This is a genomic window from Methylomicrobium sp. Wu6 (assembly GCF_035916875.1).
In the GTDB taxonomy this organism is placed as follows: domain Bacteria; phylum Pseudomonadota; class Gammaproteobacteria; order Methylococcales; family Methylomonadaceae; genus Methylomicrobium.
In genome coordinates this window covers 1-18,677 of record NZ_JAXUHN010000061.1, presented here as the reverse complement: position 1 = coordinate 18,677, position 18,677 = coordinate 1, and the positions used below count along the sequence as shown (strand labels likewise).

The 18,677-nt window shown below is 52.9% G+C and carries 23 protein-coding genes and 1 pseudogene; 16 read left to right on the top strand and 8 right to left on the bottom strand.

What is annotated here, in order from left to right:
* Window positions 1-527: 527 nt before the first annotated feature.
* A complete protein-coding gene (locus U2W12_RS06865; RefSeq protein ID WP_326499927.1) occupies window positions 528-791 on the top strand; it encodes an RNA-binding protein in 264 nt (87 codons plus the stop codon).
* A gap of 153 nt (window positions 792-944) precedes the next feature.
* On the top strand, window positions 945-2,096 hold the full coding sequence (locus U2W12_RS06860) for a DEAD/DEAH box helicase (RefSeq protein WP_326499926.1): 1,152 nt from the start codon (window positions 945-947) through the stop codon (window positions 2,094-2,096).
* 194 nt (window positions 2,097-2,290) lie between these two features.
* Here the strand turns inward: U2W12_RS06860 and U2W12_RS06855 are convergent, their stop codons facing one another.
* Entirely contained in the window at window positions 2,291-2,677 is a 387-nt protein-coding gene (locus U2W12_RS06855) for a lipocalin family protein (protein ID WP_326499925.1), read from the bottom strand.
* A 549-nt stretch (window positions 2,678-3,226) separates the two neighbouring features.
* Here U2W12_RS06855 and U2W12_RS06850 point away from each other — a divergent pair.
* A complete protein-coding gene (locus U2W12_RS06850; protein WP_326499924.1) occupies window positions 3,227-5,545 on the top strand; it encodes an alpha/beta fold hydrolase in 2,319 nt (772 codons plus the stop codon).
* A gap of 86 nt (window positions 5,546-5,631) precedes the next feature.
* Here the strand turns inward: U2W12_RS06850 and U2W12_RS06845 are convergent, their stop codons facing one another.
* Window positions 5,632-5,934, bottom strand: coding sequence for an AlpA family phage regulatory protein (locus U2W12_RS06845; protein WP_326499923.1), 303 nt, complete (start codon window positions 5,932-5,934; stop codon window positions 5,632-5,634).
* Between the two features lie 129 nt (window positions 5,935-6,063).
* A complete protein-coding gene (locus U2W12_RS06840) occupies window positions 6,064-6,819 on the bottom strand; it encodes a rhomboid family intramembrane serine protease (RefSeq protein WP_326499922.1) in 756 nt (251 codons plus the stop codon).
* Between the two features lie 271 nt (window positions 6,820-7,090).
* Between U2W12_RS06840 and U2W12_RS06835 the strand changes: the two genes are divergently transcribed.
* The 11 genes from U2W12_RS06835 (at window position 7,091) to tatC (ending at window position 13,737) form a co-directional block, all read left to right on the top strand.
* Window positions 7,091-7,357 (top strand): hypothetical protein, encoded by a 267-nt coding sequence (locus tag U2W12_RS06835; RefSeq protein ID WP_326499921.1) that lies wholly within the window; start codon window positions 7,091-7,093, stop codon window positions 7,355-7,357.
* A 144-nt stretch (window positions 7,358-7,501) separates the two neighbouring features.
* Window positions 7,502-7,903 carry a TraR/DksA family transcriptional regulator gene (locus tag U2W12_RS06830; RefSeq protein WP_326499920.1) on the top strand — a complete coding sequence of 134 codons (402 nt, stop codon included), beginning with the start codon at window positions 7,502-7,504 and terminating at the stop codon, window positions 7,901-7,903.
* A gap of 734 nt (window positions 7,904-8,637) precedes the next feature.
* Window positions 8,638-9,231, top strand: a complete 594-nt coding sequence (gene hisB, locus U2W12_RS06825) for an imidazoleglycerol-phosphate dehydratase HisB (RefSeq protein WP_326499919.1) — start codon at window positions 8,638-8,640, stop codon at window positions 9,229-9,231.
* A 91-nt stretch (window positions 9,232-9,322) separates the two neighbouring features.
* Window positions 9,323-9,958 carry an imidazole glycerol phosphate synthase subunit HisH gene (gene hisH / locus U2W12_RS06820; protein WP_326499918.1) on the top strand — a complete coding sequence of 212 codons (636 nt, stop codon included), beginning with the start codon at window positions 9,323-9,325 and terminating at the stop codon, window positions 9,956-9,958.
* Window positions 9,959-10,018: 60 nt separating this feature from the next.
* Window positions 10,019-10,750, top strand: a complete 732-nt coding sequence (gene hisA / locus U2W12_RS06815; protein WP_326499917.1) for a 1-(5-phosphoribosyl)-5-[(5-phosphoribosylamino)methylideneamino]imidazole-4-carboxamide isomerase — start codon at window positions 10,019-10,021, stop codon at window positions 10,748-10,750.
* A gap of 2 nt (window positions 10,751-10,752) precedes the next feature.
* Window positions 10,753-11,529: an imidazole glycerol phosphate synthase subunit HisF gene (gene hisF / locus U2W12_RS06810; RefSeq protein ID WP_326499916.1), complete on the top strand. Its 777-nt coding sequence runs from the start codon at window positions 10,753-10,755 to the stop codon at window positions 11,527-11,529.
* Window positions 11,526-11,918, top strand: a complete 393-nt coding sequence (gene hisI / locus U2W12_RS06805; RefSeq protein ID WP_326499915.1) for a phosphoribosyl-AMP cyclohydrolase — start codon at window positions 11,526-11,528, stop codon at window positions 11,916-11,918. The genes hisF and hisI overlap by 4 nt, the downstream gene beginning before the upstream one ends.
* Window positions 11,915-12,232 carry a phosphoribosyl-ATP diphosphatase gene (locus tag U2W12_RS06800; protein ID WP_326499914.1) on the top strand — a complete coding sequence of 106 codons (318 nt, stop codon included), beginning with the start codon at window positions 11,915-11,917 and terminating at the stop codon, window positions 12,230-12,232. The genes hisI and U2W12_RS06800 overlap by 4 nt, the downstream gene beginning before the upstream one ends.
* Window positions 12,233-12,443: 211 nt before the next feature.
* Window positions 12,444-12,656 carry a twin-arginine translocase TatA/TatE family subunit gene (gene tatA / locus U2W12_RS06795; protein ID WP_326499913.1) on the top strand — a complete coding sequence of 71 codons (213 nt, stop codon included), beginning with the start codon at window positions 12,444-12,446 and terminating at the stop codon, window positions 12,654-12,656.
* Window positions 12,657-12,659: 3 nt separating this feature from the next.
* Window positions 12,660-12,983 carry a Sec-independent protein translocase protein TatB gene (tatB, locus tag U2W12_RS06790; RefSeq protein ID WP_326499912.1) on the top strand — a complete coding sequence of 108 codons (324 nt, stop codon included), beginning with the start codon at window positions 12,660-12,662 and terminating at the stop codon, window positions 12,981-12,983.
* A complete protein-coding gene (tatC, locus tag U2W12_RS06785; protein ID WP_326499911.1) occupies window positions 12,970-13,737 on the top strand; it encodes a twin-arginine translocase subunit TatC in 768 nt (255 codons plus the stop codon). Before tatB ends, tatC begins: the two co-directional genes overlap by 14 nt.
* 108 nt (window positions 13,738-13,845) lie before the next feature.
* Here tatC and U2W12_RS06780 read toward each other — a convergent pair whose 3' ends face one another.
* Window positions 13,846-14,238 carry a helix-turn-helix domain-containing protein gene (locus U2W12_RS06780; protein ID WP_326499910.1) on the bottom strand — a complete coding sequence of 131 codons (393 nt, stop codon included), beginning with the start codon at window positions 14,236-14,238 and terminating at the stop codon, window positions 13,846-13,848.
* 112 nt (window positions 14,239-14,350) lie between these two features.
* On the opposite strand from U2W12_RS06780, the gene U2W12_RS06775 reads away from it, so the two are divergent.
* Window positions 14,351-15,070: a glutathione S-transferase family protein gene (locus U2W12_RS06775; protein WP_326499909.1), complete on the top strand. Its 720-nt coding sequence runs from the start codon at window positions 14,351-14,353 to the stop codon at window positions 15,068-15,070.
* Between the two features lie 18 nt (window positions 15,071-15,088).
* On the opposite strand, the gene U2W12_RS06770 is transcribed toward U2W12_RS06775, so the two are convergent.
* From U2W12_RS06770 to U2W12_RS06760, 3 genes are all read right to left on the bottom strand, one after another.
* Window positions 15,089-15,430, bottom strand: coding sequence for a DUF2956 domain-containing protein (locus U2W12_RS06770; protein WP_326499908.1), 342 nt, complete (start codon window positions 15,428-15,430; stop codon window positions 15,089-15,091).
* 105 nt (window positions 15,431-15,535) lie between these two features.
* The gene (locus tag U2W12_RS06765; RefSeq protein WP_326499907.1) at window positions 15,536-16,120 is read right to left on the bottom strand and encodes a class I SAM-dependent methyltransferase; all 585 of its coding nucleotides are present in this window, start codon (window positions 16,118-16,120) and stop codon (window positions 15,536-15,538) included.
* Entirely contained in the window at window positions 16,083-17,159 is a 1,077-nt protein-coding gene (locus U2W12_RS06760; RefSeq protein ID WP_326499906.1) for an FAD-binding oxidoreductase, read from the bottom strand. The genes U2W12_RS06765 and U2W12_RS06760 overlap by 38 nt, the downstream gene beginning before the upstream one ends.
* A 241-nt stretch (window positions 17,160-17,400) precedes the next feature.
* Between U2W12_RS06760 and U2W12_RS06755 the strand changes: the two genes are divergently transcribed.
* The gene (locus U2W12_RS06755) at window positions 17,401-18,387 is read left to right on the top strand and encodes a MerR family transcriptional regulator (RefSeq protein ID WP_326499905.1); all 987 of its coding nucleotides are present in this window, start codon (window positions 17,401-17,403) and stop codon (window positions 18,385-18,387) included.
* A gap of 92 nt (window positions 18,388-18,479) precedes the next feature.
* Here U2W12_RS06755 and U2W12_RS06750 read toward each other — a convergent pair.
* Window positions 18,480-18,677, bottom strand: a pseudogene (locus tag U2W12_RS06750) (cell division protein FtsH); the annotation flags it as partial.

Here is an 18,677-nt window from a genome sequence, read left to right as displayed (position 1 = left end):
GAATTCGAACGACAATTTTAAAATGGAGCCTGACTAAGACGCGTCGTTGAGTCGACGCGTATCCGGACTTTCAGTCCGTAATTCTAACCCACCCGCTTTTAGCGGGTGGTTGTTAAGTTTTTCCGAGGTAGTCAATAATAGAGGCGGGATAATCGATAACTCCGTTTTTCCTTGCATTTTCCCATGCGCGTTTATCTGGAGAGATTAAGCATATTTGTTTGAACTTTGCAAATAAACCCCAGTCTGTTGTATATTACAATCAATCACTGAGAATTAGCCTCGATCCGCGGATAGCCGCCATCGCAAAAATATTCGAAGTGCCCCGACACTGGATCCGGGCGAAACGCTCAAAAGCAAAGATTCTCTCCGGTCCGGAATTTCCGCTACATTTGTCCCGAGATTAAGCAAGTCAACAGAATGCTTGCGTTTTTCCCGCGGCGAATTAACCTGAGTAGCGCCACGCGTTGTATGCCCGGTTAAAAGGTTTGACCGTATACAGCCTTCTTCACACTCACTAAGGACACCTTTTGAAAAGATTATTTGTTGGAAACTTGCCCAGCGACGCAACCGAAGCCAGCGTATTGGCTTTATTCTCGGAGTTCGGCAAAGTACATTCCATTGAACTCGTCACCGATCTGTTTAGCGGTAGATGTAAAGGCTTTGGCTATATCGGCATGGAAGGCCACGAAGCCAGAGCGGCCATCGCAAAACTCAGCGGCAATTTGTTTGGCGGCAAGCCGCTCAGAGTCAGTTTTGAAGTTTCTTCGGGTAAAAAGGGCAGACGCCGCTAGCCGGATCAAATAACTTCCACTTCTTTTTCAGATTTTGGGGCGGTATCTAATGCGGGATAGTTTCAACTTTTATTCCTTCCAGCAACTCGCCCCCTAATCTCACCTCGTTTTTTTGCATGTTCCGGGATTTCATCCCCACTATCGAGATTTTCTATGTCATTTACTTCTCTCGGCCTGTCCGAGCCCCTGTTGCGCGCGATTAGCGATTCAGGATATACCACACCCACACCAATACAACAAAAAGCGATACCCTCGGTTTTATCAGGCCGCGACCTGCTCGCCGCAGCGCAAACCGGCACCGGCAAGACCGCGGGTTTTACTCTGCCAATACTCCAACGCTTGGCGGAAAAACATATCGGCAGCAATCGCCCCATACGGGCGCTCATTTTAACGCCAACCCGTGAACTGGCCGCGCAAGTGGCTGAATCGGTGACCAAATACGGCGCGCATCAGATGCCGCGGCTTAAATCGGAAGTCGTGTTCGGGGGGGTAAAAATCAACCCGCAGATGATGCGTTTACGAGGCGGCGTCGATATTTTGACCGCGACGCCAGGGCGCTTGCTGGATCTGGTTTCTCAAAATGCGGTCAGGCTGAATCAAGTCGAAATACTGGTCCTTGATGAAGCGGACCGGATGCTGGATATGGGCTTCATCAGAGACATCAACAAAATTTTGGCGTTACTGCCGAAAAAACGGCAAAACCTGCTGTTTTCAGCGACGTTTTCCGCCGATATAAGAAAACTGACTCAAAACTTGCTGATCAATCCGGTGCAAATCGAAGTCGCGGTTGAAAATGCCGCCGCCGACACGGTCGAACAAATTGCCTACACGGTCAACAAAACCGCGAAAACCGCTTTATTGACGCATTTGATTAAAAGCAACGATTGGCGGCAGGTGCTGGTTTTTACCAGCACCAAACACGGTGCCAACCGGCTGACCGAAAAACTGAATTCCGCGCAAATTTCCGCGAAGGCGATACACGGCAACAAAAGCCAAGGGGCCAGAACCAGCGCCTTGGCGGATTTCAAAGCCGGCGATATTCAAGTGCTGGTGGCTACCGATGTGGCCGCGCGCGGCATCGACATCGCCCAACTGCCGCATGTGGTGAACTATGAATTGCCGCGTTCCTCCGCCGATTATGTGCATCGCATCGGCCGCACCGGGCGGGCCGGACGGGGCGGGCTCGCCGTGTCGCTGATTTCTCAAGAAGAAAATAACGCGCTGCGTCTGGTAGAAAAACTGATCGGCGCTAAAATTGCGCGCGAACGGGTCGCGGGCTTTGATGGATTGGAAACCGCTCGCTAGAGAGTTGCTCTCCAATGCAAGCGTTGTGGCCATTTGCTTGAAGCCCCCTGGCAAAGCGGGTTTGTCGTGGATGCCGGTTTAAGAAGCGAACTCTATTCGGCTATCAGATAACCGTTCGAGTTCGCGACTTGTGAATCTCCGCCCTGGATTATTGCAGGGCGGCAATAATCCAGAACGTCATAATTCTTAAAGCACTATTTTTTATTAAAGTAATAAATCTCGCCGAATTTTCCTTTCAGAGTCATCGTCTTGTCGTCTTTTTCGACTAAAGAGAAGGTGTCAAAACCGGATCTGCCGACATAAGGGATTTTCAATTTCCCATTCTCTATTTCGTAATTGACCGGCTGCTGGTCATAATGACTGCCTTCGCGAGGAATGTTCAGGATCGTGATTTTGCCGTCCCGAAACACCCACGTATCTTCCCGCTTTATGGTTTCTTTTGCCGATGCCGAGTTTTTGGTATGTTGCAGCTTCCAGGTACCCTCTACATCATTCTTGGACTTGAGTTCAATATCGGCATACACCGAACCTGTAATAAGCGATAAAATCAATAAACCCGACACCCAACGCATTCTTTTCATGATTGCTTTCCTATAAAAATTAAATAATTGCATAGCATTTTAAGCACATTTCCCGGAACCTTATCTTTATTGCTGCTGCATGAAAAAATTTGGGAGCAGTTCAATGGCCACGAAAACCAATCGACTGAAGCGTCATCCCCGATACTTCGGTACATGAGTCGCTTATGAATTAGGGGGCGCTGGCCAATAAAAGTTCAACTCACTCCCCGAGGGAGTCGCGATTGCCTTCAGCGCCCCAACCGTCTGTCCATAGCCCACCCCTTGAGGGGGCTTTAAACTCAACAAGGAGTATTAAACTCACTGCGCGATGACTCTACGCGATATCGGCTCGCTTTGCAATTTCACTGCACAACCAGCGCTTCGTGAACGCCCTGCCCTTCGCTTCTGGGTAATACTCAGCTTCCTGTCTCTCAGCGGTTCAATAACAACCGACGAGACAAAGACAGTTTGCGCCGAAGAAAACTCCTCGCTTGTTTGAGCGACCGTTATCGCGCAGATCTGATCTTCGGAAAAGGTGAACCTAGTGCGACTGTCTTGAGTCGAATTTTTATGAATTCTCCAATTTATCCGAAAGACTGGCCGGATATCGACCAAGCGCTTTATCTTCGCTCAGTTAAACTGTTCAGCGCTGTTAAGAATTTGCTCAGCGTAAAGATGGAACTGTATGCCGACACGAAAGTGCTGCAAGGCGATATTTTTCTATTCAATCATTTTTCTCGCTTCGAAACCTTTATACCGCAATTTCTGATCTACGAAAAAACCGGAGCCTTCAGTTGCGCGATCGCCTCGGGCGAGTTTTTTAAGGAAAAGAATATACTGTCGGATTATCTGCAACAGGTCGGGGTTTACCCGCACGACCATCCGCGTTTATTCGCCATGCTGGCGGGACAAATACTGCGCGGCCGCAAAGTCGTTATTTTTCCGGAAGGAGGCATGGTCAAAGACCGCCGCGTCATAGATAAAACAGGCGAGTACAGCATCTATTCACGCATGACCGGAAACCGGCGCAAACTTCATACCGGACCCGCGGTATTGGGACAGGGCGTGGAAGCCATCAAATCGGCGATACGGCATGCTTTTAAGGAAAACCGGATTGAGCGTTTGCTGGGCTGGCAAGAGCAGCTTCAATTCGACAATCTGAATGAACTGTTGGCCGCCGCGCACAAGCCGACGCTGATCGTGCCGGCCAATATCACATTCTACCCGATCCGCGCTTCGGAAAATCTGTTGTTCAAAAGCATTGAAATGTTCTCTGGCGGCTTGAGTCTGCGCCAATCGGAAGAATTGTTGATCGAGAGCAACATCCTCATCAAAGATACCGATATGGATATCCGCATGGGAAGACCTGTCAATCCTTGCTGCGTCTGGGATTGGCGCACCCATTTCATCATGAACAAAGTGGCGCCCGACATTCAAAAATTGGATCAGGTATTTAAGTTAAGATCGGAAGCCAAAAACTGGAAGGAACGGTTGCTGGAGCATTTTTTCATCGAGAACGCGCAATGCGCGCGCGATCAATACATGAAAGAAATTTACACCAACCTCACGGTGAACATCAGTCATTTGGCTTCCACCTTCATCATGAGCATGATTGGAGCCAAACGGCGGCAGATTGAAAAAAGCCGGTTTTATACCGTGCTCTATGTAGCGATTAAAAATCTGCAAAAAAACACCGATATTCATTTGCATCGCAGCCTGTTGAATCCCGACGATTATGGCGGTTTGCCACACGGTGTCAGCACCCGTTTCGATCAATTTATCTGCTTTGCCAAGGCGGCGGAACTGATCGCCGAACGTGAAGGCTGCTATCATTTTTTACCCACACTCTGCGAGGACTACGATTTCGACAGGATACGGCTGGAAAATCCGATCGCTGTTTACAATAACGAAGCCGCGCCGCTACGCACGGTTCGCGAAGCCTTGCTGGCGGCCGACGAAGAAAGTCGAACCATGAATCCATACCGGTTGGCTGCCTGGCAATTCGAAGACGAACAACTGGGCCTGGCCTTTGAGCGGCAAACTTATGACGGCGCTCGACATAACGGAACCATGAAGCAACAGGAAACGGCCAACGCCGATCCGTCGCCATTTTTTATCCAGCCGACAGAGCCCAACGGCTTCGGCGCCTTATTGATTCACGGTCTCTTGGCCAGCCCCGCAGAATTGCGGGAATACGGCCGTTATCTGGCCGACCAGGGCTATACGGTGCTGGGCATCCGGCTCAAAGGACACGGCACCTCGCCCTATGCCCTGCGCGATGTCAGCTGCGAGCAATGGTTCGACAGCGTGCAGAGAGGATTTAATATTTTAAAGATTTATTGTCCCAGGCTGTTCGTAATCGGTTTTGCGACCGGCGGCGCGTTGGCGCTAAAACTGGCCGCGGAAAAACATCCTGAAATTATCGGACTGGTTGCGGTTTCGGTGTCGATTAAATTCGTCAACCCCGCCTTCATGCTGGTGCCGTTGCTGTATAACGCCAATGTTTTAGTGCGCTGGGTTTCATCGCTCGAAGGCGTCAAGCCTTTTATCGAAAATCCGCCCGAACATCCCGACATCAACTACTGGAATGCGCCGGTCAGGGCTTTGTACGAACTGCGCCGACTGATCCATCAATTGGAAACATTGTTGCCGAGCATAGAAACGCCGACGCTGGTGATGTATGCCGACCAGGATCCGGTGGTGTCGCCGCAAAGCGCCGAAATCGTTTTTAATAAACTCGGCGCCACGCACAAGAAGTTGCGCGTGATAAAGTCCGATAGGCACGGCATCTTGATGGAGAATATCGGAAATACCTGGACCATGATCGATGATTTTTTAATCCAATACCGTCAGGATCATGCTGTCGAAGTGATAAATCCGCAATTTTAGTAGCCTGGTTTAGTGTTGATAGTGCCGCTATTTTTGCGAAAGCTTGTTTTGGGCATCCGAGCCCAAGCAAGCGGCAAAAATGTTGCTCACTTTGTCTGAGCATCTTGAGTTATTGGCAAAGCATTTTGAGAGTTAGGTTTTCCATTACGGACGCCAGCCGCGGTGTTGGGTGGTGGTAAAAAATCTGACACCGGACGGGATTCCGCCCACTCCTCGATTTCGCGCAATAACCAGCATGACCGCCTTGCAGGTTCTTTGCGTGGCTTCGGAAAATCGTTCGCGCGAATCAGGGACCGCACCGTAGATTCCGATAGTCCGGTGATTTCCGCAACGGCCTCAAGGTCAATCATGATCGGTTTGAATACCGATTGACGTTTCTCGTTGCTCATGTTCTTTCCAACCATCGCTCCCCAGTCAATAGTCCTTAATTCAGCGGTCGAGGGATGAATGAGCCCAAATCCATGTGACAAGGCTTCCCGACATTGATTAGAGGCTCATTGTCAACACCTGAGCGGACATCAAAGCCGATATTTTGCGCTCCGATCCGGCGTCAGCCGGTTATGTTCGTCGATATAATCCTGCCGGCTGATCGGCCTGATCAGAAGCAAACCGGCGACAAAGCCTCCCGCATGCGCCCAGAAGGCGATTTGCGCGGGACCGCCGACGGCGGGAATCGCGCTGATCAGTTGGATAAAAAACCAAAAGCCAAGCATGTAAATTGCCGGAATCGCTGCGGTGGTGATAAAGAATCCCAACGGAATCAGCGTGAGCACATAGGCTCTCGGATAGAGCCTTGCGTAAGCACCCATCACACCGCCGATCGCGCCGGATGCGCCAACCATCGGTGTAATTGCGTCAGGATCGGCCATGATCTGCGCGGCCGCAGCGGCCAGAATACATAAACCGTAAAAGCAGAGAAAACGGAAAGGCCCCATCGCATCTTCGACGTTGTCGCCGAATATCCATAAAAACCAAAGATTGGTGATGATATGAAACCAGCTGCCGTGCATGAACGCATGCGTAATCAAGGTAGCGACACCGTCCTTGCCGTCGAGCACGCAGGCCATGTTTTCCGCCAAGTCTAGCCGCGTACCGACCGGTACGGCATGTAACAATTCGCCCGGAATCAGGCTATACAGGCACAGCGATCTAGCCAGCGGCACGTCGCTGCCCGCGCCCTGAACGAACATCCAAATGAAAAGATTCACCACGATCAGCCCGATCGTGGCGACCGGGGTACGGAGGGTGGGATTTTCATCGCGAATTGGAAACATGGAGTCCTCCTTAATGGGGTAACATTCGTCAGGCCGTTTGAGCCGTTCCTGGTTGCCAATGTAAACCGAATCCCACAGGATTTCAATTGCCTTGCCCGAGCGGCGCGGATTTTCGGTAAGTTCGGATTCCAAACTCAACCGCCGGCAATCACGTTCTAGCGAAAATAACGTACTAACGCAATTGGTATGAATACCTAGGCAATCGTACCAATAGCGGCGCACTGGAAAATACTATAAATTTGCACGTACTTTAACCTCTCGGAGAATGTTCATGGAACTGCACGAAGATCTGACTAAGTTATCTGAAACCCTCAAACAGCAGCGCGATGAAATCCGCTTGCAGCTCCATCTGGCTGGCGCGGATTTGAAGGATGAATGGGAGGAGAGCGAACGGAAGTGGGGGCATTTTAAAGATAAGCTCGCCGAAATCGTGGATGAAAGCAAGGAAACAACGGCTGAATTTCTCGACAAAACCCGAATTGTCGGAGAAGAGTTGAGGTCTGCCTATAAAAACATCCACCGGCGGCTGTCTTCCTGAGGATTTGGGATAAGAGACGTTATCGATTTTTCATGGCGGCCGCCTTCATTTTCGTTGCCTCCGTCAAATCCAATAAAGCTATTGATGTGCATGCGGCGCATCGGAGGTGGATGCCGTGCAAACGATGAATGGAGAGGATCGGACATGGCCGAAAAACTGACCGGGTTCCAAGTCGAACAATTCAAAAACCTGTTGTATAGCCGCTTCTCCATTGTGCGTTTGAACCTGCATGAGGAGCTTATGTCCATTGACCACGAAAGCAGCGAGAAAATTGCCGAAGCAGTTTACCAGGCTACAGCCGGTGCATTGACGCAACTGTTGACAAGACTAAAGGCGATCGACCTGAATCGTTACCTTACCGAAATCAAGGATATCGAATCGGCGTTGATGCGGATTACCGAAGACAGATTCGGTATCTGCCTCGACTGCGGGCTCCCCATTTATTTCAAGCGGCTGCTTTCCTATCCGACTGCAAAGCGTTGCGTTGCCTGTCAACGGCTTTACGAAAAAACGAAGAATGAGATCGGTAGTTCAGGTTGCCCATAGATGTGTGGGCAATCACGCTCTGTTGAATATCGCACCGGATCGAATAGAAAAGCCGTCAATCCCGGCAGGGATTGCCAAGATCCGAAAGCCACGGATGACTGCCGGCGTATTTAAACATACCCTAAATTAGACAATGAAGGCTGTTTTTTCACCGCCTTGTGATCCGGATTCCGCCAATCCATGCCGGAATGGCGCCGGTTTTCTTGCAATGATTCGCATTGGTTCTTAGATCAAGGGGCAAACGGCAGCTCGGCAATATTGCGCGATCGCCCTGCCGAACACCCACTGTAGACGCCATCCGCCCAAATCCTGCACAGCTTTGCAACCCCGCCGCATCAGCAGTAGGTGCCCACCAGGATACGACGGTTGAACGCTTCAATTAAATTAAATCTCCACGTCGGCGGCCTTCCAACACGAATCGCAGGTTACAAGCAGTCGTCGTTTTTCAATGAATTCCGAACGAGCACGGCAACGACAGCCCTACGCCTGTGATTGGAACTGGCATTGGCTTATCGAAAAAATCCCCCATTGGTTTGGGGTGGCGTCGTTACTTTTGCAAAAAAGTAAACGATGATCGGCAGCAAACATTGATTTCCGATAACGGGTAACGACCAAATTCGTCACACGGCCGCGCCATTTCGAAAAATAGAATTGCCGGTCTAAATCAACAGCTACTGCAAAAACGCTTCAGTTCATAGTAAAATAGCGTGATATTGCATCTTAATAACGGAATCATGACCCCTCGCACCGCAGAAGTCGAACGCAACACGCTCGAAACGCAAATCAAGATCAGCCTGAATCTGGACGGCACCGGCAAATCCCGGTTCGTCACCGGTGTGCCGTTTCTCGATCACATGCTCGACCAGATTGCCCGGCACGGATTGATCGATATTGAAGTCGAAGCCCATGGCGATCTTGAAATCGATGCGCATCATACGGTAGAGGACATCGGCATCGCGCTCGGCCAGGCCTTTGCCAAAGCGGTCGGCGACAAAAAAGGCATCGTCCGCTACGGTCATGCCTATGTGCCGCTCGACGAAGCGCTATCACGGGTCGCGCTCGATTTGTCCGGGCGTCCGGGGCTCTTTTATGAGGTCAAATTTCCGCGCGCGTCGATCGGACGCTTCGATGTCGACCTGTTCCGCGAGTTTTTTCAAGGTTTCGTGAATCACGCCGGCGTGACGCTGCATATCGACAATTTGAAAGGCGTCAATGCGCACCACATCGCCGAAACGATTTTTAAAGCCTTGGGCCGCGCCTTGCGGATGGCGGTTAGCCACGACCCGCGCATGGCCGGCATCATGCCCTCCACCAAAGGCAGCCTCTAAACTTTCATAAATTGTTACCTTTCTACAGTTTATTCGACAATGTTTCCTGATTTTTTTTCCTTTTAGCCTGAGCCTTTCTCCTAAAAATCTTATGTCATCCGTCGCTGTTATCGATTACGGAATGGGTAATCTGCATTCCATCGTCAAAGCATTGCAGCATGCCGCCCCCGAAATCAATGTCATTCTCACCGCCGACGGCAATGCCATATTAAAGGCAGACCGGGTGGTATTTCCGGGTGTTGGCGCGATTCGCGATTGCATGCATGCCTTGCACGAAACCGGGCTAGCGGAGATTATCCGGCAAGCCGCGCAAACCAAACCGCTACTCGGCATTTGTCTCGGCATGCAGGCCTTGTTGAGCGACAGCGAGGAAAACGGCGGCATCTCGGGCTTGAATCTGATTCCGGGACATGTCGTCCGCTTTGCCGACAATTTAACCGATCATCAAGGCAATCGACTCAAAATTCCACACATGGGCTGGAATCAGGTGCATCAGACCCCACATCCTTTATGGCGTGACATTCCGCAGGACAGCCGGTTTTATTTCGTGCACAGTTATTATGCCCGGCCCGACGACAACCGAGCGACGGCCGCCACCAGCGCCTATCCGGACGACTTCGCCTGCGCGCTCGCCCAGGACAATGTCTTTGCGGTGCAATTCCACCCCGAGAAAAGCCAGACCGCCGGTTTACAACTGCTGCGAAACTTTTTGCACTGGTCGGGCTGACTGCCCCTTCCCATCGTTGATCATCATTACTCTAAAAATTGCTGTTGAGGAAATCCGTGTATGTTGTTAATACCTGCTATTGATTTGAAAGAAGGCAAATGTGTCCGTTTGCGGCAGGGGCGCATGGAAGACGACACGGTATTCTCCGAGGATCCGGTCGCGGTCGCCGGCCGTTGGGTTAATCTCGGCGCCAAACGCCTGCATCTGGTCGATCTGGACGGCGCCTTTGCCGGCAGGCCGCGCAATGCGGCTGTGATCCATGCGATTGTCGACGCCTTCCCGAACATCCCTATTCAAATCGGCGGCGGCATCCGCGATGAGGAGACGATCCAGGCTTATTTGAATGCCGGCGTCGAATATGTGATCATCGGCACCAAGGCGGTCAACGCACCACATTTCGTCCGCGACATGGCGCTCGAATATCCGCGCCGGATCATCGTCGGCCTAGACGCGAAGGACGGCAAGGTCGCGATCGACGGCTGGTCCAAACTGTCCCGGCATGACGTGATCGATCTAGCGAAACATTTCGAGGAAGACGGCGTCGAGGCAATCATCTACACCGATATTTCGCGCGACGGCATGATGTCCGGCGTCAATATCGAGGCGACATCCAGGCTTGCGCGCGCGATCCGGATTCCGGTGATCGCCTCGGGCGGAATCACCAGCATGGACGACATCCGCGCGCTCGGCCAGATTGCCGGCGACGGCGTAATGGGCGCGATTACCGGCCGCGCGATCTACGAAGGCACGCTCGATTTCGCCGAAGCCGAAAAACTGGCCGAGTCGTTCTGATCATGAGTCTTGCCAAACGCATCATTCCCTGCCTCGACGTCGATAACGGGCGCGTCGTCAAGGGCGTCAAATTCGTCGACATCCGCGACGCCGGCGATCCGGTCGAGATCGCCCGGCGCTACGACCGCGAAGGCGCGGATGAGATCACCTTTCTCGACATCACAGCGACTCACCACGACCGCGACACAATGGTGCATGTGGTCGAACAGGTCGCCGGCGAGGTATTCATTCCGTTGACGGTCGGCGGCGGCATCCGCACGCTCGAAGACATTCGCCGGATGCTGAACGCCGGCGCGGACAAGGTCGGCATCAACAGCGCCGCGGTATCCCGCCCCGAATTCGTGCGCGAAGCGGCCGAGCGTTTCGGCTCGCAATGCATCGTCGTCGCGATCGACGCCAAAAAAGTCTCGGCGCCCGGCGAGCCGGACCGCTGGGAAATATTTACCCACGGCGGCCGGAAATCGACCGGCATCGAAGCGATCGGCTGGGCCCAAAAAATGGTCGCCTACGGCGCCGGCGAAATCCTGCTGACCAGCATGGACCGCGACGGCACCCGCGAAGGCTTCGATCTGCCGTTGACGCGCGCGATCAGCGAAGCCGTCCCGGCTCCCGTGATCGCCTCGGGCGGCGTCGGCAACCTGGATCATCTGGTGGACGGCATCATTCAAGGCAAGGCCGACGCGGTGCTCGCAGCGAGCATCTTCCACTTCGCCGAACATACGATACAAGAGGCTAAAGAGCACATGGCCGCGCACGGAATCGAGGTGCGGCTGACATGAGCGAAGCCTGGCTCGACGAGATTCGCTGGACTTCCGACGGTCTGGTTCCGGTGATCGCCCAACAGGCGGACAGCGGCAAGATTCTGATGTTCGCCTGGATGAATCGCGAATCATTGCGGTTGACGGCAACCGAGGGTTATGCGGTCTATTGGTCGCGGTCGCGAAACAAGCTATGGCGCAAGGGCGAGGAATCCGGCCATCGGCAAAAGGTACTCGGCATCTATCTCGACTGCGACGAAGACGTAATCCTGATTAAAATTGAACAGCAAGGCGGCATTGCCTGTCATACCGGACGCGAGAGCTGTTTTTACCGGCAATTGCAGAGCGATCGATGGCAAACCATCGAGCCGGTGCTGAAAGATCCTGAAGCGATTTATCGAAAATCATGAGCGACGTATTACAACAACTGGCAGACGTGCTGGAACAGCGCAAACAACAAACGGCGGACAAATCCTATGTCGCGAGCCTTTATGCGAAAGGCCTGGACACAATCCTGAAAAAGATCGGCGAGGAAGCGACCGAAACGGTGATCGCCGCGAAGAGCGGCGACAAACAGCAAATCATTTATGAAACGGCCGATTTATGGTTTCATTGCATGGTGTTGCTGGCCCAGCAAGGACTCGGTCCCGACGATGTATTGGACGAATTGCAACGGCGCTTCGGGCTGTCTGGCATCGAAGAAAAGGCGCAGCGTCAAAAATAAACCTAGAGTCTGGTTATAATATGGTAGGGTGGATAAGGGGGGCGCACTTGTGCTCTGTGAATGTATCCACCCTCCCTTGAAATCTATTTTTCACAACACTGGCAGTGACGCTCTGTGCGCAAAAGTCAACCGCACAAACGCGCAAACTCTCCTTAAAACTCTCTCAGAATTCAAGCACAAGCCCCCCAATCTTCAGCAAGAGGTAAAATCCATGGGCATCGGTATCTCCGAATTATTATTATTACTGCTGATCGTGGTGGTGGTGTTCGGCACCCAACGGTTGCGCAATGTCGGCGCCGATCTGGGCGCCGCGATAAAAGGCTTCAAGAACGCGGTCAAGGATCAGGACGCTCCAACGCCGGTCGCCAAAGACAAAAAGCCGATCGACGGCGAAACGGCGACCAAACAGCAAGAAAAAACCTAGCCGATGTTTGAAATAGGCTTCTCCGAAATTATGATGGTCGCGCTGGTCAGCCTGTTGGTAATAGGCCCCGAGCGGCTTCCGAAGGTCGCCCGGATCGCGGGCTACTGGATCGGCAAAACCCGGCGGATGATTGCCGACGCCAAGGCCGAAATCAGCGCCGAACTGCATGCCGAAGAAATCAGACAGGCATTCCAACAACAGGACGACCTCAAGCAACTGCAAGAATTGATGGATGAAACCCGGAACGCCGCGGATTCACTCAGATCTTCACTCGAGCATTTGCCAGACAGCCCAACCCACGACGAAGACCTGCATGACTCCAAATAATCCGAACGACGCCCAGGAACTACCCTTCCTCAGCCACTTGATCGAACTGCGCGACCGCCTGTTGCGCGCGGTCATCTGCGTGCTGCTGGTCTTCCTGGCGCTGTCTTTTTACGCGAACGATATTTACGCGATCCTGGCCGGCCCCTTGATGAAGCACATGCCCGCAAACAGCAGCATGATCGCGATCGAAGTCGCTTCGCCGTTTTTTACCCCATTCAAACTCGCGCTGGTCGTTTCGATCTTCATTTCGATCCCTTATCTTTTGTACCAGTTCTGGGCCTTCGTGGCGCCAGGGCTTTACCAACACGAGCGGCGCTTCATCCTGCCGTTACTGTTTGCCAGCACCCTACTCTTCTTTCTCGGTGTGGCATTCGCGTATTTCGTGGTGTTTCCGCTGATGTTCAAGTTCCTGACCGCCGCCGCCCCCGCCGGCGTGACCGTGATGACCGACATCAGCCATTACCTCGACTTCGTGCTGACCCTGTTCTTCGCGTTCGGCGTTTGTTTCGAGGTGCCGATTTTCACGGTCGTACTGGTCTGGACAGGCCTCGTGACCCCGCAGGCGCTCGCCGAACAACGCCCCTATGTCATCGTCGGCGCCTTCATCGTCGGCATGGTGCTGACCCCGCCCGACGTGATTTCACAGACATTGCTGGCGGTGCCGATGTGGCTGCTGTTCGAAGCCGGCTTGCTGTGCTCGCGTCTGTTTGTGCGCGCGGACGCCGACTCCGGCAAGGAATTGACGCACTCTTAATACGACCCAGTTGTAGGCCGGGCAGCGCTTCTCTGCCCACCGACTTTGCTGCAAGAGGTGGGCGCAAACGATGAAGCTGTTTGCTCACCCGTGACTGGAATACTCAGTTCATCCAAAGGGGTTAGGATCTACACCCTCGACCGAATGGACGTAACGTGGAAACACCTTCGTACCGGGTACATGCTTACCCGCCCAGACGACCATCGCTTCGAGCACCGGTATCAAATCCCTACCCTTTTCAGTCAATTCATATTGATAACGCAGCGGTTTGCGGCAATAAGGCGTTTTCGTCACGATACCGCCTAGCTCCAGCCTTTTCAGACGCTCCGCCAGAATGTTGGTCGGAATCGCCTCGGCGGATTCGCTGAACTCGCCGAAACGCGATTTGCCCAGCACCAGATCGCGTACCACCAACAATGTCCATTTATCGCCAAACACGTCCAGTACATTCGCGACAGGGCAGCGGGAACGTTCAAATTGCGCTTGATTTAAGTCATTCATTTTTCAATCCGGTTACTTCTCGATAGTCACTTGCATTTTACAAGTTATAGGTCTAGCATAGTGACTTGCAATTTAAAACTAACTATATCATAGACACATAACGAAGAAAAAAATGATCACACTCTATCAATTCGCCCGCACCTGGGGGCTGCCGAACCTGAGCCAGTTCTGCGTCAAACTCGAAACCTACTTGCGCATGCACAATATTCCCTACCAGATCGTCGAAACTTTGCCGCTGAAGGCGCCTAGGGGCAAGCTGCCGTTTATCGATGACGAGGGCCAGAGAGTCGCCGATTCCCGTCTGACTTTGCATCATTTACAGTCGAAATACGGCCATGGCGAGGACGCGCACCTCTCACCCGAACAACAGGCGACCGCCAAATCATTTCAGCGACTGCTGGAGGAACATCTGTATTGGGTCACCATGGTGACGCGCTGGGATTATGGCGAAAGCAACTGGCAAGCCAACAAACAGGCGATTTTCGGCGTGCTGTCGCCGATAGCCCGCGATGTGGCCGCAGCGATTTATCGGAAAAGAATCAAGAAGCAGATTTTAGGGCACGGCATCGGCCACCTGAGCGATCAGGAAAAATTCGCGCTCGGCAACGAGGATATCGACAGCCTGGCGGATTTCCTTGGCGACAAACCCTATTTCATGGGCGCTCAACCGACCAGCCTGGACGCCAGCGCCTATGGCATTCTGGTCAATATCGTCGGCAGTCCGATCGAGTCGCCGCTGAAAGACCATGCAAGGAGCAGGCAAAACCTGTATGACTACTGCCGCCGCATGCAGGCCGAGTTTTTCCCGGAACTGCCCTGGCCCGCCGATTGAGAACGGTCGGCGGACGGCTCAACGCATCAGCCAGTCAACCCCTATACCCAGCCAGGTCAAGCCAAGCAGCAGCCAGGGCAACCAATGCTGCCGATAAACGATTATCGCTTCGCTTGGCGACGCCTCCTCCTGCACCGATGGTTCGGTGTGCCGCGAAGCCTTCTTCAGCCTTTTGCTCAACTCCCTAGCTTTTTCTTTTTGCTGTTTTTTATACTGATCGATACCTTTTTGAATGCCTTGGGCAATCAGTTTGGTCTGTTCTTTCGTCTGCGCCGGACGCTGCGTGGCTTTCGCGATCTTGAGCGCTTCTTCCTGAGTTTGCGGCGACGGTTTCTGATAAGTCTGTTTATTATTGGCCATAAGGTTACCGAGAGTGTGATTTGACGCGATCAATGCTTTGCTTGCGTATCGGAATGGGCTTCACAAGGGTGATCATACTGTAAAAAATCAATGCCTGGACAAAGCTCACTCAACACAGGTCCGAGTCACCACAAACAGCCTGGGTGCGGTATCATCGTTCGGTTTGGCGTGGATCAGCTCGACCTTGAAGCATTGGGGGTCAATCGCTTCGCACCAGCGCCTGACCCGTTCGGTCTCGGGTGCACCGCTCGTATGCCCCGGATAAGCCACGATCGTGATGATGCCGCCGGGACTCAGCAACCGACTCGCCGCCGCCAGCGCGGCCAGCGTCGATTCGGTCCGGGTCGTCACGGCTTTATCGCCGCCGGGCAGGTAGCCGAGATTGAACATGATCGCGCCGATCGATCCGTGATCCTCTTGGGGTATCCATTCGGCCATCCGCGCATGGCTGTCAGCGAATAAGGTCAGACAGGCGCGCAATTCAGGGTCGTTGATTTTGGTTTCGGCGGACTCCAGCGCGGAACGCTGAATGTCGAAGCCGTAAACCCTGCCGCCCGGCGCAACTTGCCACAACAGAAACAACGTATCATAACCATTGCCGACCGTCGCATCGATCGCTATCGCGCCCGGACGCAGGTACGCGCCGATCCGTTCATGGGCTTTGGCAACCAGGGAAATGCGTTCTTTCATAACGTTTAATATCGCAGGATAGGGGTAAAGTATCGCCTTTCAGGAGATAATCGGCAAAGCGGCGGCAATACCAGGGGATCATCAAGCTGCCTTTCGCGCCGAAGCCGTTGAAGATATTCAGTTGCGCCAGTTGCGGGTGCTTACCGATCAAGGGCTGCCTATCCTCCGTACAAGGGCGGACGCCCGCCGCGTGCGCGATCAATCGTGCGTCCTTCAGACCCGGGAACAGCCGTTCGCCCGCCGCGATCAGTTCCGTTTTGGCCTGCTCGGTGGTTCGGCTGTCGATACGGTCGCGGTCGAAGGTAGCGCCCAGACGAACCCGGCCGCTGCCGACCGGCAAAAGCCAACGGCCATCATTGAATAACCGGTCGGGTATCGGCAAGGCGTGCTCCAAGGTCAAAATCTCGCCCTTCGCCGGTCGCATCGGCAACCACGCAAACCAGGGATTGTCGCTCGCTCGAAAGCCTTCGCAAAAAATGATCCGGCGGGGACAAAACTCCTGCCATTGCAACACCGGATCAAATTGCAGATCACGGTAATCAAACTGTGCTTGCCGGTAAGCCGAACTGGCGCGGAAATAATCCGCCAAACAGACCAGTAACGGCTGCGTCAGCAAATAACCGGTCTGTTTTTGTTCCAGATAGCCCACGAGATCGTCCCGATCCGAAGGCGCGACAATGCCGCCCAAATAGCCCCGATAATCGTCAGCTTCCAACCGTTTCCGGCACTGCATGACTTCCTTCTCGCTACGCAACTGACGCTGCATCGGTTTTTCGATATAAAAGGGGCGCGTGAAAACTTTCGCCAAATCCGCGTAATACGCCCTGGCAGCCGGCAATAAATGATCGATTTCGGCGGTTTTAACGAAGCGCTGACCGGTTACCGGATTGATCAAACCAGCCGCGACCTGCGAAGCACTGATTTTACCATCATCGGCAACGATAACCCGACAGCCGCGCCGAATCAGTTCCCATGCCAATAGGCCGCCGGCCAAACCGAAGCCGACAATCAAGAAATCCACTGGTTTCGTTTCCGCCAAGACGTTATCCGATACTGTAAAACCGGTCACATTATACCGTCGTTCCGGCTTCATCCGCCTAGTGCAATCGTCGTCTATGTTTTGTACAAGTTATGGTATAATGAAATCATTGACCGGGCCGTTGTATCATTGTCTTTCAATGACTTACAACGTATTAATGATCAAATCCATACAGGACCGCCTGATCGGCCCAGGTTGCTTTTCCCAATGACGGGCTTTCTTCGCTTACAAACAGGCCGATATGACAGATATTAAGGATAATTCAGGGCAATATTTGATCAGCACCGTCTCGAAACGATCCGGAGTCAAAACCGAATTGGTCCGGGCGTGGGAACGCCGTTATCAGGCGGTCGTACCAACGCGAACCGCTGGCGGCCACCGCGTTTATACCGACCAGGACATTGCGCGTCTGACCCTGCTGAATCAGGCAACCCGTTATGGCCACAGCATCAGCCGTATTGCGCGCTATTCACTGGATGAATTGAGAAAACTATTGCAAGGCGAAAAAGCCGCCGCGCCGGCAAAGCCCCTTCAACCTCTGAACGGCAACGGCAGCAAATCGCTGGCGGAAGCCTATATCCACAAATGTTATGCGGAAGTCACCGCATTCGACGCCAGAACGCTGGAATCGCTTTTCGAGAATGCGATCGTCGAACTCGGCATCCAAAACTTTATTGAAGATTTGCTCGATCCTTTGCTGACCCTGATCGGAGAACGTTGGAAAACCGGCGAACTTCGGCCAGTGCATGAACATATGGCGTCGTCGATCATTAGATCCTTGACCTATATTTTGCGCAACAATTCGCCCTGCTCTCCTGCCGCGCCCAGAATGGTCGTCACGACGCCATTGGGACAATTACACGAACTGGGCGCGCTGCTGGCTGCGATAATCGCCGAATTAAAAGGTTGGCAAGTCACCTATTTGGGCGCAAATCTGCCGGCCGAAGAAATTGCAGCCGCGGTCAAATTTACCGATGCGGCGGCAGTCACGATCAGCATCAGCTTCAGCTCCGATGATCATGTAGTGCAAAAAGAATTGAGAAGGCTGCGCAAACTGCTCGGCTACGAGGTTGCATTGATTGTCGGAGGACGCGCCGCCTCCTATTATGAAACGGTGCTAAATGAAGTCGGCGTGGTCAAAATAGAAAATCTTGCGCATTTTCGACGCTATCTTGACGACCTGGCGAATCAGAAAGACAAAATTCCTACGCAAGAAACGACCCTTTAATCCCGTTCCCGCGCCATGCGCAGGAACGAGGCAAAATTAAAAATTCGGGACAAAAAAAAGGGGGCGATCATCACCCCCATAATGAGCGCACCTCAAACCTGTCCGACCGGCTTATTGATATTGACGGTCTTATCATCGCCTTTATCGGGTTTTTGCATGTTGGTTCGTCCGGCTGAATCGTTATCGTCCATCGGCGGACGCGGATCGCGACCGGCCATCAAATCGTCGATCTGATTCTTGTCGATCGTTTCCCATTTCATCAAGGCATCGGCCATTTTGTGCAGAATCTC

Bases quoted from the DNA above. Each gene is read 5' to 3' on its own strand.
- U2W12_RS06860 (WP_326499926.1), top strand. From the start codon at position 945: ATGTCATTTACTTCTCTCGGCCTGTCCGAGCCCCTGTTGCGCGCGATT.
- U2W12_RS06855 (WP_326499925.1), bottom strand. From the start codon at position 2,677: ATGAAAAGAATGCGTTGGGTGTCGGGTTTATTGATTTTATCGCTTATT.
- U2W12_RS06850 (WP_326499924.1), top strand. From the start codon at position 3,227: ATGAATTCTCCAATTTATCCGAAAGACTGGCCGGATATCGACCAAGCG.
- U2W12_RS06845 (WP_326499923.1), bottom strand. From the start codon at position 5,934: ATGAGCAACGAGAAACGTCAATCGGTATTCAAACCGATCATGATTGAC.
- U2W12_RS06840 (WP_326499922.1), bottom strand. From the start codon at position 6,819: ATGTTTCCAATTCGCGATGAAAATCCCACCCTCCGTACCCCGGTCGCC.
- U2W12_RS06835 (WP_326499921.1), top strand. From the start codon at position 7,091: ATGGAACTGCACGAAGATCTGACTAAGTTATCTGAAACCCTCAAACAG.
- U2W12_RS06830 (WP_326499920.1), top strand. From the start codon at position 7,502: ATGGCCGAAAAACTGACCGGGTTCCAAGTCGAACAATTCAAAAACCTG.
- hisB (WP_326499919.1), top strand. From the start codon at position 8,638: ATGACCCCTCGCACCGCAGAAGTCGAACGCAACACGCTCGAAACGCAA.
- hisH (WP_326499918.1), top strand. From the start codon at position 9,323: ATGTCATCCGTCGCTGTTATCGATTACGGAATGGGTAATCTGCATTCC.
- hisA (WP_326499917.1), top strand. From the start codon at position 10,019: ATGTTGTTAATACCTGCTATTGATTTGAAAGAAGGCAAATGTGTCCGT.
- hisF (WP_326499916.1), top strand. From the start codon at position 10,753: ATGAGTCTTGCCAAACGCATCATTCCCTGCCTCGACGTCGATAACGGG.
- hisI (WP_326499915.1), top strand. From the start codon at position 11,526: ATGAGCGAAGCCTGGCTCGACGAGATTCGCTGGACTTCCGACGGTCTG.
- U2W12_RS06800 (WP_326499914.1), top strand. From the start codon at position 11,915: ATGAGCGACGTATTACAACAACTGGCAGACGTGCTGGAACAGCGCAAA.
- tatA (WP_326499913.1), top strand. From the start codon at position 12,444: ATGGGCATCGGTATCTCCGAATTATTATTATTACTGCTGATCGTGGTG.
- tatB (WP_326499912.1), top strand. From the start codon at position 12,660: ATGTTTGAAATAGGCTTCTCCGAAATTATGATGGTCGCGCTGGTCAGC.
- tatC (WP_326499911.1), top strand. From the start codon at position 12,970: ATGACTCCAAATAATCCGAACGACGCCCAGGAACTACCCTTCCTCAGC.
- U2W12_RS06780 (WP_326499910.1), bottom strand. From the start codon at position 14,238: ATGAATGACTTAAATCAAGCGCAATTTGAACGTTCCCGCTGCCCTGTC.
- U2W12_RS06775 (WP_326499909.1), top strand. From the start codon at position 14,351: ATGATCACACTCTATCAATTCGCCCGCACCTGGGGGCTGCCGAACCTG.
- U2W12_RS06770 (WP_326499908.1), bottom strand. From the start codon at position 15,430: ATGGCCAATAATAAACAGACTTATCAGAAACCGTCGCCGCAAACTCAG.
- U2W12_RS06765 (WP_326499907.1), bottom strand. From the start codon at position 16,120: ATGAAAGAACGCATTTCCCTGGTTGCCAAAGCCCATGAACGGATCGGC.
- U2W12_RS06755 (WP_326499905.1), top strand. From the start codon at position 17,401: ATGACAGATATTAAGGATAATTCAGGGCAATATTTGATCAGCACCGTC.